The sequence below is a fragment of the Brevibacterium sp. VCM10 genome (assembly GCF_000583215.1).
GTDB classification, from domain to species: Bacteria; Actinomycetota; Actinomycetes; order Actinomycetales; family Brevibacteriaceae; genus Brevibacterium; species Brevibacterium linens.
Map to the genome: position 1 here is coordinate 68,452 of NZ_JAJB01000015.1, position 13,744 is coordinate 82,195.

Below are 13,744 nucleotides of genomic sequence, written 5' to 3' on the forward strand. Positions count from 1 at the left end.
TCTCAGACGTCAGCGACCTTGCGGCCCTTGTACTCGAGGTACAGCGGGGTGCCGGCTGCGTCTTCGACGACCTTGGCCTGGTGGGGGCGCGAGTACACAACGCGACCGTTCTCCACAGTCTTGACCAGGTTCGGAGCCTTGGCCTTCCACTGCGAACGACGGTGGCGGGTGTTGCTGCGCGACAATTTACGCTTCGGAACAGCCACGTCTAGCTCTCTTTCTTCTCTTCCAACAGATTCTTCAATGATGCGAACGGCGATTCGGATTCGTCCTCGTCCACCTCGAGGTCCTCCCCCAGGGTGTAGCTGAACTCCTCGCTCTCATCCCGCGAGGGATTGAACGGCAGAGCCATCACGACGGCGTCTCTGATCGCGGGCTCGAGGTCGAGCTGATCCCGGTCGATGACGTAGGAGTCCTCGTCCCCTTCGGCCTGCTCATAGACGTACATCTCCTGGATGTCCACATCTATAGGCAGCTCGATGGGTTCGAGCGTCCTCGCGTCTTCGCCGCGGGCCGTCGCCGAGACTGTGCCCGACACGTAGATCCCCTCCGACACACTCTCGAACATCAGCTCGAGCGTCAGTGGTGAACCTTGACCAACCCCGATCACTTCGATCTTGAGATCCGCTGGAGCCGACAAGGTGGTGTTCACCCGTTCCCACTCACCCGGATGACCGAGCAGTCCCATGGATCTGAGATCATAGACGAATTCAGATCTGTTCTTCATGCCCTGTCCTCCTGGTGCGTTTGAGGATGTCGCTCCTGCGTTCACACGCGACTCACCATTCTAATCATTGTCAGCGGTCATTACCAATCGGTCCTCATCGGCCGTGCAGGTGTTCCTCGTCACCATCGTTCGTGATGATTGCGCCAGGTCACTGCCCCGGCAATGAGGAGCAGCGCTCCGGACATCGTGAACACGACCCCGGAGCCGGCGACGATCGTCAGCGCCGAGGCGGCCGAGGGGATCGCGACCTGGCTGAGTCGGTTGCCCGCCAGGCGGATCGAGAGCACCGCGGCCCGATTCTTCGCATCGGCCAGCGCGGACACCCACGACATGGTCAGCGGCTGGGTGAGTCCGAAGCAGAATCCCGCGACCGCGAGCAGCAGCCCGAGCATCCACGGTTGGCTGAACACGGGGATGAGGACGACGCTGATGCCGGCCATCGCCGAGGCGGTCCACAGCAGAGACAGGTCCCGCCACCTGGCCGTGAGGCTTCCGATGAAGAGCCGTGAGACCACCGAGGCCAGGGTGCGCAGGGCGAGCAGCCAGGTCACCGTGGTCACGGACAGTCCGTTCTGCTGCCCGATGAGCGGCAGGTAGGCGGTCATCAGGTCGACGGCGGCGAGCGTGGCCATGGACGCGAAGATCGCCGGTTTCATCCCCCTGATCGACAGGAGCGCCCACGGCGTCTGCGCCCCTTCGGCCGCCTCGGCGCGGGAGACGTGAGGGGTCCTGCCGCGGAGCATGACGATGACGGCGGCGATGAGGGTGAGCGCGGAGACCGCGGTCATGAACCACAGGGCGTTCGTGATCGCGGTGTCCCCCGAGGTGGCATCGGCGACCATTCCCGCCAGAGGCAGTCCGATGGTCTGCCCGATCGAGACGCCGAGGGTGAGGTGGCCGAACTTCGATGTCATCTGGGCCGCCGGGAAGCTCTGCGGGATGAGTGCTTGGGAGGCGACCGTGGTCAGCAGCTGTCCGACGCCGAGGCTCATCGTGGCGACCAGCAGCACGCCGAGGTTGGGGGCCATGGCCGCGAGCGCGACGGGCAGGACGGACAGCACGGTGCCCGTCCACAGCACCGCGGTGGCATAGCCCCGATCGACGAGGCGGCCGATGAGGAGAGCGGTGAGCAGTGGGACGAGGGAGTACACGGCCGTCATCAGGCCGAGGACGAACCCCGTTCCGCCGAGTTCGAGGGTGCGGTAGGAGATGAGGACGCGGACGCCGTTGTAGGTGGCGTGCGCGAGCACGGTATGGATGACGAGGCCGGGAAACCACGCCCGGTTGGCTGGAGTCGCCGCGCCCATCCCTCAGCGAGCGCCGTCGCCGGGGATGTCTCCCCGCAGGGCGTCGAGCACCGAGGTGGGGACGAGGCCTGCGATGTCCCCGCCGCCTCCGTGGACTTCCTTGATGAGTGAGGAGGAGACGTGTTCGAACTTCGGGTCACCGGGGACGAAGATCGTCTCGAGCTCGGACAGGTGCTTGTTCATCAGCGCCATCGGCAGTTCGTAGGCGAAGTCGGTGCCCGAGCGCAGACCTTTGACGACGGCGGGAGCGCCGATTCTCGTGCAGTAGTCGACGAGGAGGCCCCCGGAGACGAGGTCGATCGTGATGTTCTGTGCGCCCCGAGTGCGTTCGTCCTCGGTCAGGGATCGACGGATGAGGTCCGCGCGGACGGCCGGGTCGAAGCGACCGGACTTAGAGGGATTGTGGACGACCGCCACGACGACCTCTTCGAACATCCGAGAGCTGCGGGCGATGATATCGAGATGACCCATGGTGATCGGGTCATAGGAACCGGGGCAGACGACCTTCATGCCCTCATCGTATCGTTCGGCCGCTCGCGCAGCTGCAGCCACTGGTCGCCGGCGGGCGTCTCATCGTCGTGGCCCCTGACGACTTGGGCGTCGAAACCGTCATCGGGTCCGTGCAGTCGGGAGGCGGCCTCGTCCATGATCCGCGCGACGATGGCCAGGGAACGGGGCTCGTCACCGGCGGCGACCGCCTCGGCGAGCTTGCGGTGGCTGTCGATGAGATCGCACCGGACCTCGTAGCCGCGCTTCTCGGACAGCGACAGCAGTCGGGTGTGGACCATCGAGACCTTCATGAGGTCGGTCAGCCGCGCCGATCCGGAGGACGCGACGATCGCATGGTGGAAGTTGAGGTCGGCGTCGCCGATCGTACGCGCGACGTTGCCCTCGATGGCGTGCTCGAGCTCTCGCAGCGCCGTGCCGATCCGTGACGTGGACCGACCCTGCCTGACGACGAGCTTGACCGCCTGCGACTCGATCGCCTCGCGCACGGCGTAGATGTCGTCGATATCGGCGGTGCGCATCCGCCTCACATGCACACCTCGTCCGGGAGCATGCGTCATCACGCCTTCGCTGATGAGACGCTGCAGGGCCTCCCGCAGGGACGGCCGCGACACCCCGAGCAGCTCGGCCGTGCGCACTTCGCTGATCGACTGACCGGGCTCGAGTGACCCGGAGTAGATGGCGTTGCGGATTTGGTCGACGATGAGGTCGATCGTCGACGCCCGGACCACTTTGCGCAGCACCGGCAGCTCGGAAGTAGGAGGATTCGTCACGGTCACGATCATATAACGTTGTCAGACAGTGTGACATTCGGACAACATGAGTATTGAATACTGTCCAAGAGACGCACGTCACCTCGATGTGTCGACGTTCAAGGAAGGAACAGCATATGAAACTCAAAGGACTGGCCGCCGCGACTTCGATCCTCGCGCTGACGCTCACACTGGGTGCCTGCGGCGGAAGCGACTCGGACAAGTCGACTCTCCAGAAGGCCATCGACGACGGAAAGATCACCGTCGGCTTCGCCGGTGAGGCCCCGTACAGCTTCGAAGAGGGCGGTGAGCTCCAGGGAGCTTCCGTCTCCCTGGCCAAGGCCGTGTTCAAGGAGCTCGGCATCGACGACGTCGAAGGCGTCAACACCGAATTCGGATCTCTCATCCCCGGCCTCAATGCCGATCGCTTCGACGCGATCTCCGCCGGCATGTCGATCCTGCCCGACCGCTGCGAGCAGGCCGCCTTCGGCGATCCCGAGTTCATGTACACGACTGCCCTCATGACCAAGGAGGGCAAGCTCGACGGCATGAAGAACCTCGACGACGTCAAGGACAAGGGCGTCAAGCTCGCCACCATGACCGGTGCCATCGAATCCGACTATGCGAAAGACCTCGGCATCGAGACCCAGCAGGTCGGCACCCCGCAGGACGGTATGGACGCCGTGACCACCGGTCGCGCCGACGTCTTTGCGCTGACCGCCATCTCGCTCAACTGGATGGCGAAGAACAACGCCGATGCCGGTGTCGAAGTCAGCGAATCCTTCGTCCAGGAGATCGACGGTGTCCCGCAGATCGGTGCCGGCGCCACGGTCTTCCGCACCGATGACGAGGAACTCCGCGACGAGTGGAACAAGGGTCTGGACAAGATCATCTCCGACGAGGACGCCTACCTCGACGCCGTCGGCGACTACGGCTTCACTGCCGAGGAGCGCCCCGACGGGTCGATCACGACCGATCAGCTGTGCAAGGGCGAACTTCCCACCGCTGACTCCTGAGTCGGCGCCAACTCCAGCACCATGAACGACAACATCACGACGTTGCTGAACTTCCTCCCACAGCTGTGGGAGGGAGTTCAGACAACCATCATCCTCACGGTTCTCGGCAGCATCGGGGCCGTGCTCATCGCCCTCATCCTGGGTCTGACGATGACCTCGCCGAGTGCCTGGCTGCGCATCCCGGCGCGCATCATCGTCGAATTCTTCCGCGGCACCTCATTGCTCGTCCAGCTGTTCTGGCTGTTCTACGTGCTGCCGCTCCTCGGCGCCGACCTCGACCCCATGGCCTGTGGCATCGGCGCGCTGGCGCTCAACTACGGAGCCTATTCCGCCGAGGTGGTCCGGTCCTCGATCAAGACCGTGGCCCCCGGGCAGTGGGAGGCCGCGATCGCGCTCAGCCTCTCCCCCACCCGCCGGATGATCCGTGTGATCTTCCCGCAGGCCTGGGCGCTCATGATCCCGTCGATCGCGACCCTGCTCATCCAACTTCTCAAGGGCACGGCGGTCGTCTCCTTCATCACTCTCTCCGACCTCACCGACAAGGTCGGCCAGCTGCGCCAGTCGACCGGTGACACGATGTTCGCCTTCTCGATCGGTCTCCTCATCTACTTCGTGCTGGCCTGGCTGCTCCAGGAATTCATGAACTTCCTCGAACGCAGGGCCACAGCTGCGCTGGGTCGCAGGCGCCCGAACTCACGGACCGATCGCCGCGACGCCCGGCGTGCGGCCCGGTCCGATGCCGCACGTGCGAAGGGAGGCACCCTGTGATCTGGAACTGGGAATTCGCCGCCGAAGCACTGCCGATCCTGCTGCGTGGGTTCGTCAACACGCTCATCGCCACCGTCGTCGGCACCGTCATCGCCGCGATCCTCGGACTCATCCTCGCCGTCGCCATCCGCGGACTGCCGCGGTGGATCAACTGGCTCGTCCGTCTCATCGTCGCGTTCATCCGCAACACCCCGCTGGTCGTTCAGCTGCTGTTCGTCTACTTCGGGTTCTCGGACATTCCGGGTCTCGTCGACATCCCGGCTCTCGTCGTCGGCTTCATCGTCATCGGCATCCACTATTCGACCTACATGTCCGAAAGCTACCGAGCCGGGATCGATGCCGTACCGCCGGGACAGTTCGAAGCGGCCACCGCCCTGTCGCTGCCGCCGGTGCGCACGTTCACCGCGATCGTGCTCCCGCAGGCGCTGCGGGCGACGATCCCGTCGTTGGGCAACTACGCGGTCGCGATGTTCAAGGACACACCGTTCCTGTTCGCGATCTCCGTCGTCGAGCTCGTCACGGCCGCGAAGGAATTCGGCGGTTCGACCTTCGCCTATACGGAAGCCTTCACGCTGGCCGGCATCATCTTCCTCGCCGCCAGCTACCCGACCTCACTGCTCATTCAGAGATTGGATCGACGTCTTGCCACCTACTGAGAACACCCCAGCCACACCAACCGACACCGGCACACCGGCGATCGAATTCACTGACGTGGAGAAGAGCTTCGGGCCGACTACGGTGCTCAAGAACCTCAACTTCACGGTGGCTCCCGGCGAGCGCGTCACCCTCATCGGACCCAGCGGATCGGGCAAGACGACGATCCTGCGGCTGGTGATGACCCTCGAAGAGCTCACCGGCGGCTACATCTTCGTCGACGGTCAGCCGCTGACGTTCGAAGAGCGCGACGGCAAGCGGGTCGAGCTGCCGAAGAAGCGCACCCGCGAGATGACCACGCGCATCGGCATGGTCTTCCAGCAGTTCAACCTGTTCCCGAACATGACCGTGCTCGAGAACATCATCGAAGCCCCCGTGCACGTGCTCGGCAAGTCCAAGGCCGACGCGACCAAGGAAGCCAAGGAGCTGCTCGAACGCGTGGGACTGGCCGACAAAGCCGGGGCGCACCCGACTCGCCTCTCCGGCGGTCAGCAGCAGCGTGTGGCGATCGCCCGGGCCCTGGCGATGAACCCGGAGATCCTCCTCCTCGACGAGGTCACCTCGGCGCTCGATCCGGAACTCGTCGGCGACGTGCTCGAAGTGCTGCGCGATATCGCCGAGACCACGGATATCACGATGCTGCTGGTCACCCACGAGATGCAGTTCGCCCGCGACGTCTCACACCGGGTGATGATGTTCGACGGTGGTCAGGTGCTCGAAGAGGGTCCGCCGGATCAGATCTTCAACAACCCGCAGCACGAACGCACCCGCAAGTTCCTCTCGAGCGTGCTCTGAGCCCCAGCGTGCTCTAGTCCGCCGCAGCTGCCGCGTCGTCCGCCTCGCCGGCGAGCTGGACGAAGTGGATCGCGGTCTCGCCGAACGTCTTCGCGCGGAAGACTTCGAGCCCGTCGGGCATCGTCGGCTCCGGCGAGCGCGCAGCACGTTCGACGACGACGATGGACTCCATGTCCAGGTGTGTGCGCAGACGCCTGAGGATCTGCGTGACAGCGTCCTCCCCCAACGGGTACGGCGGGTCCATGAACACGAGGTCGAAGACCGGCGACTCCGGATTCTCCGGTCCGGGCAGTCCGGCGAGGAACTGGAGCACGTCCCCGGCGTGGACTGTCGCGGAGTGGTCGAGGCCGAGCTTGTCCGCATTGGCCTGCAGCGAGCGGATCGAAGCGAGCGAGGAATCGACGAAGTCGACCTGTGCGGCACCCCTCGACATCGCTTCGAAGCCCAGCCCGCCCGAACCGGCGAAGAGGTCGAGGACGTTCGCGGCCGGCACCACCCCGTAGCCGTCGAGCATGGAGAACAGGGACTCCTTGACCCGGTCGGACGTCGGTCGGGTGTTCGCACCCGACGGTGACGACAGTCTGGCGCCCTTGTGTGCTCCGGCGATGATTCTCATGTCTGCCTCCTCAGCCTGCCTCGATGAAGTGCGCGTCGTCCTCGGGCAGGACGCGCCTGATGAAGGCCTTGAGCGCGGGCACCGCCTCGAGGGTGGGGTCGACGGCGACGATCTGTTCGGCGATCGTCTTCGCTTCGGCCACGATCTCGGAGTCGCGGAGGATCGACAGGTGCCGCAGCGAGGATCCGCCCCATTGGGAGCCGCTGAGCACATCGCCTTCGCCGCGGGAGTCGAGGTCGTATTCGGCCAGGGCGAATCCGTCGAGCGTGTCGGCCACCGCCTGCAGTCGCCCATAGCTCTCGTCCTCAGCACTCATCTCGGTGAGCAGGAAGCACAGGGCGGAGCTGCCGTCACGGCCGACGCGTCCGCGCAGCTGGTGCAGCTGTGCGACGCCGAAGTTCTCGGCTTCGATGATGACCATCATCGTCGCCCGCGCCACGTCGACGCCGACCTCGATGACCGTCGTCGAGACGAGGATGTCGATATCGCCTCCGACGAAGTCCGCAAGCACCCGGTCCTTCTCCGCCGTCGTCATCCGCCCGTGCAGCAGACCGAACGTCAGACCGGACAGTTCCGGGGTCTCGGACAGCTTCCGTGAGATGTCTTCGATGCCCTGCTTCTGTCCGACTACGTCCCCGGATTCCGGATCTTCGATGTCCGTCGGTTCGATTCGCGGGAAGACGACGAAGACTCCCTTCCCAGCCTCGGCGGTCTGCCGCATGAGCTGACGCACCCGGACGTACCAGGCAGGCTGGTCGACGATCGGCACCACATGGGTGGCGATGTCCTTCGGCCCGGCCGGCATCTCATCCAACGTCGAGATGTCGAGGTCGGCGAAGACCGTCATTGCCACGGTGCGCGGGATCGGGGTCGCCGACATCACGAGAGTGTGGGGGGTGGCGTCTCCACCCTTGGCCCGCAGCGCTTCCCGCTGCTCGACACCGAACCGGTGCTGTTCGTCGACGACGATAAGGCCGAGGTCGGAGAACATCGTCGACTCCGACAGCAGCGCATGCGTGCCGACGACGATGTCGATGTTGCCGGCGACGAGGTCGAGGGCGAGTTCGCGACGCTCCTTCGCCGGCATCGACCCGGTCATCAGCGCCACTGTCACCTGATCATCATCGGACAGCAGCGGAGACAGTGCCATCTGCTCGTCGAGGAAGGTCTGAATCGAATGGAAATGCTGAGTGGCGAGCACCTCGGTGGGGGCGAGCATGGCGGCCTGGGCACCGGAGTCGACGGCGGTGAGCATGGCCCGCAGCGCCACAAGCGTCTTACCGGAACCGACATCACCGTGGAGGAGCCGGTGCATCGGCCGGTCCGCAGCCATGTCCTCAGCGATCTCCTCACCGACCCTGACCTGGGATGCGGTGAGGGTGAAGGGCAGGTCTGCGTCGAATCGGCGGCTCTTCGCGCCTTGGGTCAGCAGCGGTGTCGCCTTCTCGTCAGCCAGCTTCGCTTTGCGGGCGGCGAATTCGGTCTGCAGGGCGAGTGCCTCTTCCCATTTCCACCTCTGCCGGGCCCGCTCGACGTCCTCGATCGTCCGCGGCCGGTGCATGTCCTCGAGAGCTGTGCGCAGATCCGGCAGTTCATGAGCGTCCCGCAGTCCTTTCGGCAGCGGATCCTCGAACTCCTCGGGCCCGGCGACGGTGAGCAGGGTCTTGATCGAACTCCACAGCCGGGACTGCGCGATCTTCTTCACGGCAGGGTAGATCGGGAACGGCGAGTTGAGATCCTCGGGAGTCCACTCATGATCATCCTCGGTGCGGTTGAGCCACACCGGAGACGCCAAGGTCAGCTGCCCGCGGAACGATTCCACCTTGCCGCCGAAGACAACGGTCAGTCCCGGCTTCAGCGCCTTCCCCAACCAGTGCTGGTTGAAGAACGCAATCTTCATCGACTGTGTTCCGTCATGGACGATGACTTCGGTGATCGTGCCTTTCCGCTGCTTCATCCGCCGCGTCTCGACCTTGATGACTTCGGCCTGGATGATCGCAGTCTCACCGAGCGGCAGATCTCCGAGCTCCGTGTGCTCCCCCGGCACGAGGTAGCGCCGAGGGAAGAAGCGGAAGAGGTCGGTGACCGAATGGACCCCGCGCTGGGCCAGGTTCTTCCGATCGGCCGGCCGGAAGTTGTCTTCGAGCCGGGTCCTCATTCGACCCCCATGATCACGAGCACTCCGGAGTCTCTGGCATCGATGACCTGGAAGTGGACGGTCTCATGTGACTTCTGGATCCAGTCCCGCAGATGGTCGAGCACCTCGGGTGCGCAGTCGGGTCCGTAAACGACGGTGAGCAGCTCTCCACCGGCCCCGAGCAGCCGATCGGCGAGCTTCTCGACCAAGGTCCGCAGCTCCGTGCTCTGGGTCTTCGCGCGGCCTTCGATGAACACCCGGTAGAACTGCGCCGGATGAGCCGCCACAGCCGTGCCCCCACCCGCGCCAGCACCCGGAACGCCGACCGCAGTCGATCCTTCGTCCTCGGCAACGGCCGGCAGCATCCCGGTCGGCGGGTCGGAGGCGAGCTGATCGGCCGAATAGATCGTGCCCACTCTGGTGCCCGCGGCGGCTTCGGTCATATCCGCGAAGATCTCCCCCACCGGAGCGAAGGGATCGTAGACGGCCAGTGCCGAGAGCAGGGTGCCGACGTTGCGGGAGCGCACGACATGCGCGCCCAGCCCGGTCAGGGACTTCAGCGCCGAGGTGGAGCTGGGGATGACGATGACCTCCCGGTCCTCGGCGGCGATGAGTTCGGACATCGTCTCGAACAGGTCCCCCACCTCCGGAGTCAGCGCCGTGGCCCCGTTGAGCGCAGTGTGCATGAGCAGCCCCGTGCCCTTGACCAGGGCGATGAGCTTCGTCTCCCCTTCCTGCTCGTGCATCCGCAGGTCTTCCATATCGAGCCGGGCGATCCCATATTCGCCGAGGCGGTCGATGACGGTCGCGGCGGTCGTCTCGTCGGCGACGTGGACGTGGACCTTGGCCCCGTTGATGACGATCGAGGTCCCGCCGAGGCGGTCGAGATCCTCGGCGAGCGCGTCCGCGGGGGTATCAGCGAGGATGGCGACGATCTCGAGTTCATCCGCGGTGGCTTCGTGGATGATCTTCGGGGCGCGGGCCACCTCGGCGAGCATCGAATCCTGCGGTGTCCGACCGGTGACGGTGGCGTAGAGGAGGTCGAAGAGTTCGACGATTCCCGTCGATCCGGCGTCGACGACCTCGGCCTCGCGCAGCACGGTGAGCTGTCCGGTGGTCTCCCGCAGGGCGGACCGGGAGCGTTCCCGCACGGCCGCGATGACGTCGATCAGCTCGGCTCCGTCGTCGGCGTGTTCGCGGGCCTCGGTGGCCATGGCGTCGAGCACGGTGAGCATGGTGCCGTCGACGGGGCGGGCGACGGCGGCCCGGGCCCGGTCGGAGGCGGTCTCCAGGGCGGTGGCCATGGCGTCGGCGGTGGCGACGGTGACTCCGGCCAGGGCATCGGCGACTCCCTGCAGGGCGACGGCGAGGATGAGTCCGGAGTTGCCGCGGGCGCCGCGTCCGGCTCCGGCGGCGAGTGCGGCGACGACCTGTGGGAGGGTGACGGGGCCGGTGAGCTCTTCGACGGCGAGGTAGGCGGCCCGCAGAGTGTGGTACATGTTCGTGCCCGTGTCGCCGTCGGGGACGGGGAAGACGTTGAGCTCGTCGATCTCGGTGCGCTCCTTGCGCAGCCGGTCGACCGCGCGGCGGGCCCAGCGCGCGGCCAGACGACCGTTGAGGCTGATGGCGTTGCTCATGTCACTTCCCGAAATGGCTGAAACCGCTCGCCGGCACGGGGGTGCCGTCGAGGCTGACATCGTCTCCGGTGCGGATCGCTCCGATTCTCCGCCAGCCTACTCCAGGGGCCTGACGCGACGGCGCCGACGCGGCGAAGCCGTGGTCTTCTCCCCCGTCGAGGACCCAGGACAGTGCCAGGTCCTCCGTTGTCGTGGCCGTACCGGTCGTACCGTTCGCATCGCCTGTCCCACTCGCCGTTCGGTCCTCGAGCACGAATTCGGCCGCCGGCAGCAGCGGGTCGATGAGCTCGCGGAGCAAGGTCGACTCGAGGTCGATTCCCACCCCCGAGGCGGTCGCCACCCGGGCGAGGTCGAGGCTGAGTCCGTCGGAGACGTCGATCATCGCCGAGGCGCCGATCGTGGCCAGTGCTCCGTAGTCGGGCCGTGGCGCCAGTTGGGTCTCAATGAGTGATCGCAGCTCAGGTCCGACGGTGTCGCGTCGCGCTCCGGCGAAGAGCAGGTCGAGGCCGGCGGCCGCTCGCCCGACGGTCCCGGCCAGAAAGAGCGCGTCTCCGGGCTGGGCACCGGAGCGCAGGATCTCGTGGCCCTTCTCCACCGTCCCGAGCGCGGTGATGGCGATGACGATAAGGCGCGACGAGGACAAGTCCCCGCCGATGATCGGCACGGTGCAGTCCAAAGCCGACCCCGCTCGTGCCGCTTCGTCGATGAGCCCGGCGTACAGGGCTTCGAGGCAGGCAATGTCCGTGTCATCGGGAACGGCCAGGGACACGAGCAGTCCGTGCGGGGTCGCGCCCATGGCGCAGACGTCGGCGAGGTTCTGGGCCGCTGCCTTGACTCCGAGCTGCCCCCAGTCCAACCACACACGGGTGAAGTCCTCGTTCTCCACGAGCATGTCCGCCGTCGAGACGAGCTGACCGTCCGGTGCGGTCACGGCCGCATCGTCTCCGGGTCCGACGATCACCTGCTCGCTGCTGGGATTGCGGGTGAGCACGCGGGAGATGATGTGTGATTCGCCAAGTTCGGACAGTCGGGTCATGGCTCCAGGTTATCGGGCGATACGGTAGTCCTATGAGATCTCGCTCTGCTTCGACGCGCCGCAGCGCCCGGCCCGCGCACCGTCGCCGTTCTCTCACCGTCGTCGCGCTGGCCACGGTGCTCACCAGTCTGGCAGTCACCGGGTGTTCGCGGACCGTCATCGTCGAACCCGCCGAGGACGCGGCGAATCCGAAGTGTGCCGACATCATGCTCACCCTGCCCGATGAGATCTCGGGTGAGAAGGCTCGCACGACCTCCTCGCAGGGCACGAAGGCGTGGGGAGATCCGAATGTCGCGGTGCTGCGCTGCGGAGTCACTCCTCCCGGCCCGACGACCGATCAGTGCGTGAGCGTGTCCGGGGTCGACTGGATCTCGAAACCGGTGGACGACGACGATTCGACGTGGAGGTTCACCAGCTACGGTCGCACACCGGCGGTCGAGGTGCTCGTCAACCGCAAGGCCGAGTCCGGCAACGATGTGCTCGCCGCGATCTCACCGACACTGTCGAAGATCCCGCCGGAGCACGAATGCGTCGGCGCGGAGGACATCACCGACTAGAGCCCGCCCGCCGCGGACGCGATTGCGCCGCATATGGCGCCCCGTCTCACTTCGCGCGGGAGTGGTCGATCAGGGCGATCGAGATGAGTTCGCCGATGAGTTCGGAGTAGTCGAGTCCCGACTGCGCCCACATGAACGGGTACGCCGAGGTGGGGGTGAACCCGGGCAGGGTGTTGAGTTCGTTGATGACGACGTCTCCGGTGTCCGTGACGAACGTGTCGACGCGGGCCAGTCCGGTGCAGTCGAAGAGGCGGAACACCGAGGCGGCCAGATCCTGAACCCGGGCCGTCACCGTCTCGTCGAGGTCGGCCGGACAGGTGACCTCGGCGGCGGCGAGGTCGAGGTACTTGGCGTCGAAGTCGTAGAAGGAATGATCTCCGCTCACGCGGATCTCGCCCGGTGCGGACACGCGCAGGTCCGTGTCATGGAGGGAACCGAGCACGGCGCATTCGACCTCACGGCCGCTGACCTCGGGTTCGACGATGACTTTGGAGTCGTGTTCGAAGGCGCCGAGCAGGGCGGCTTCGAGGTCGGCGGCTTCGGCGACCCGGCTGACTCCCATGGACGATCCGGCGCGGGCGGGTTTGACGAAGACGGGCAGGCCGAGCCCGGCCACTCGGTTCTCGGCCTCGGCGCGGTCTGCGGCCCACATCGTCTCGGTCACGAGTTCCCACGGGCAGGTGGGGATTCCGGCGTGGGCCATGAGTGACTTCGTGTAGTGCTTGTCCATGCTCGCGGCGGAGGAGAACACTCCGGAGCCGACGAATGCGGTGTCGCTGAGTTCGAACAGTCCCTGCAGGGTTCCGTCCTCACCGAAGCGTCCGTGCAGGAGCGGGAAGAACACGTCGACCGCGCCCAGTTCGGTGCAGGTGCCCTCGGCATCCCGGTGCAGCAGAGGCGCCCCGTCGGCGGAGACCGGAGGGATCACCTCGGTGCCGTTGTCCGTGACTTCGGGCATGGCGTCGGGATCGAAGCGCATGCTCGCCCAGTCGTCGACGACCCGCCACACGCCGGTCTTCGTGATGCCGATCGGCAGGACGTCGAAGGCCTGGGAGTCGATGGCACCGATCACTCCGGCCGCGGTGACGCAGCTGACGGAGTGCTCACTCGAACGGCCTCCGAAGAGGACTGCGACACGGGGCCGGTGATCGTTGTCTGCCATGAGTTTCCTTTGAACTGGTACTCCCGCGCACTGGGACCGGGCACGGGGTGCGCACAGCGGGTCAGGTGTGCGC

At 65.9% G+C, this 13,744-nt stretch carries 15 protein-coding genes; 5 read left to right on the plus strand and 10 right to left on the minus strand.

Annotated features, from left to right (window positions below):
• Nucleotides 1–2: 2 nt before the first annotated feature.
• The 5 genes from rpmF to AD89_RS0104070 all read right to left on the minus strand — a co-directional run bounded on the left by rpmF (nucleotide 3) and on the right by AD89_RS0104070 (nucleotide 3,314).
• Nucleotides 3–206 carry a 50S ribosomal protein L32 gene (rpmF, locus tag AD89_RS0104050; RefSeq protein ID WP_025777330.1) on the minus strand — a complete coding sequence of 68 codons (204 nt, stop codon included), beginning with the start codon at nucleotides 204–206 and terminating at the stop codon, nucleotides 3–5.
• A 2-nt stretch (nucleotides 207–208) separates the two neighbouring features.
• Nucleotides 209–772, minus strand: coding sequence for a YceD family protein (locus AD89_RS0104055; protein WP_231488408.1), 564 nt, complete (start codon nucleotides 770–772; stop codon nucleotides 209–211).
• Between the two features lie 74 nt (nucleotides 773–846).
• On the minus strand, nucleotides 847–2,034 hold the full coding sequence (locus AD89_RS0104060; RefSeq protein WP_025777332.1) for an MFS transporter: 1,188 nt from the start codon (nucleotides 2,032–2,034) through the stop codon (nucleotides 847–849).
• 3 nt (nucleotides 2,035–2,037) lie between these two features.
• Entirely contained in the window at nucleotides 2,038–2,544 is a 507-nt protein-coding gene (gene coaD / locus AD89_RS0104065) for a pantetheine-phosphate adenylyltransferase (protein WP_025777333.1), read from the minus strand.
• Complete coding sequence (locus AD89_RS0104070) at nucleotides 2,541–3,314, minus strand: GntR family transcriptional regulator (RefSeq protein ID WP_025777334.1); 774 nt, start codon at nucleotides 3,312–3,314, stop codon at nucleotides 2,541–2,543. The genes coaD and AD89_RS0104070 overlap by 4 nt, the downstream gene beginning before the upstream one ends.
• 116 nt (nucleotides 3,315–3,430) lie before the next feature.
• Between AD89_RS0104070 and ehuB the strand changes: the two genes are divergently transcribed.
• From ehuB to ehuA, 4 genes are read left to right on the plus strand one after another with little or no spacing between them, the layout of a single operon-like run.
• Nucleotides 3,431–4,309 (plus strand): ectoine/hydroxyectoine ABC transporter substrate-binding protein EhuB, encoded by an 879-nt coding sequence (ehuB, locus tag AD89_RS0104075; RefSeq protein WP_025777335.1) that lies wholly within the window; start codon nucleotides 3,431–3,433, stop codon nucleotides 4,307–4,309.
• Nucleotides 4,310–4,330: 21 nt separating this feature from the next.
• The gene (gene ehuC / locus AD89_RS0104080; protein WP_025777336.1) at nucleotides 4,331–5,077 is read left to right on the plus strand and encodes an ectoine/hydroxyectoine ABC transporter permease subunit EhuC; all 747 of its coding nucleotides are present in this window, start codon (nucleotides 4,331–4,333) and stop codon (nucleotides 5,075–5,077) included.
• On the plus strand, nucleotides 5,074–5,733 hold the full coding sequence (gene ehuD / locus AD89_RS0104085; protein ID WP_025777337.1) for an ectoine/hydroxyectoine ABC transporter permease subunit EhuD: 660 nt from the start codon (nucleotides 5,074–5,076) through the stop codon (nucleotides 5,731–5,733). The genes ehuC and ehuD overlap by 4 nt, the downstream gene beginning before the upstream one ends.
• Nucleotides 5,720–6,526 carry an ectoine/hydroxyectoine ABC transporter ATP-binding protein EhuA gene (gene ehuA, locus AD89_RS0104090; RefSeq protein WP_051505038.1) on the plus strand — a complete coding sequence of 269 codons (807 nt, stop codon included), beginning with the start codon at nucleotides 5,720–5,722 and terminating at the stop codon, nucleotides 6,524–6,526. Before ehuD ends, ehuA begins: the two co-directional genes overlap by 14 nt.
• A gap of 13 nt (nucleotides 6,527–6,539) precedes the next feature.
• Here the strand turns inward: ehuA and rsmD are convergent, their stop codons facing one another.
• From rsmD to thiL, 4 genes are read right to left on the minus strand one after another with little or no spacing between them, the layout of a single operon-like run.
• A complete protein-coding gene (gene rsmD, locus AD89_RS0104095; protein ID WP_025777339.1) occupies nucleotides 6,540–7,142 on the minus strand; it encodes a 16S rRNA (guanine(966)-N(2))-methyltransferase RsmD in 603 nt (200 codons plus the stop codon).
• Between the two features lie 10 nt (nucleotides 7,143–7,152).
• Nucleotides 7,153–9,300 carry an ATP-dependent DNA helicase RecG gene (locus AD89_RS0104100; protein WP_025777340.1) on the minus strand — a complete coding sequence of 716 codons (2,148 nt, stop codon included), beginning with the start codon at nucleotides 9,298–9,300 and terminating at the stop codon, nucleotides 7,153–7,155.
• Nucleotides 9,297–10,916 (minus strand): DAK2 domain-containing protein, encoded by a 1,620-nt coding sequence (locus AD89_RS19200; protein WP_025777341.1) that lies wholly within the window; start codon nucleotides 10,914–10,916, stop codon nucleotides 9,297–9,299. The genes AD89_RS0104100 and AD89_RS19200 overlap by 4 nt, the downstream gene beginning before the upstream one ends.
• Before the next feature lies 1 nt (nucleotide 10,917).
• Nucleotides 10,918–11,952 carry a thiamine-phosphate kinase gene (gene thiL / locus AD89_RS0104110; protein ID WP_025777342.1) on the minus strand — a complete coding sequence of 345 codons (1,035 nt, stop codon included), beginning with the start codon at nucleotides 11,950–11,952 and terminating at the stop codon, nucleotides 10,918–10,920.
• A gap of 32 nt (nucleotides 11,953–11,984) precedes the next feature.
• On the opposite strand from thiL, the gene AD89_RS0104115 reads away from it, so the two are divergent.
• On the plus strand, nucleotides 11,985–12,509 hold the full coding sequence (locus AD89_RS0104115) for a DUF3515 domain-containing protein (RefSeq protein ID WP_025777343.1): 525 nt from the start codon (nucleotides 11,985–11,987) through the stop codon (nucleotides 12,507–12,509).
• A 46-nt stretch (nucleotides 12,510–12,555) separates the two neighbouring features.
• On the opposite strand, the gene AD89_RS0104120 is transcribed toward AD89_RS0104115, so the two are convergent.
• Nucleotides 12,556–13,671: a D-alanine--D-alanine ligase family protein gene (locus AD89_RS0104120; RefSeq protein WP_025777344.1), complete on the minus strand. Its 1,116-nt coding sequence runs from the start codon at nucleotides 13,669–13,671 to the stop codon at nucleotides 12,556–12,558.
• Between the last annotated feature and the right edge of the window lie 73 nt (nucleotides 13,672–13,744).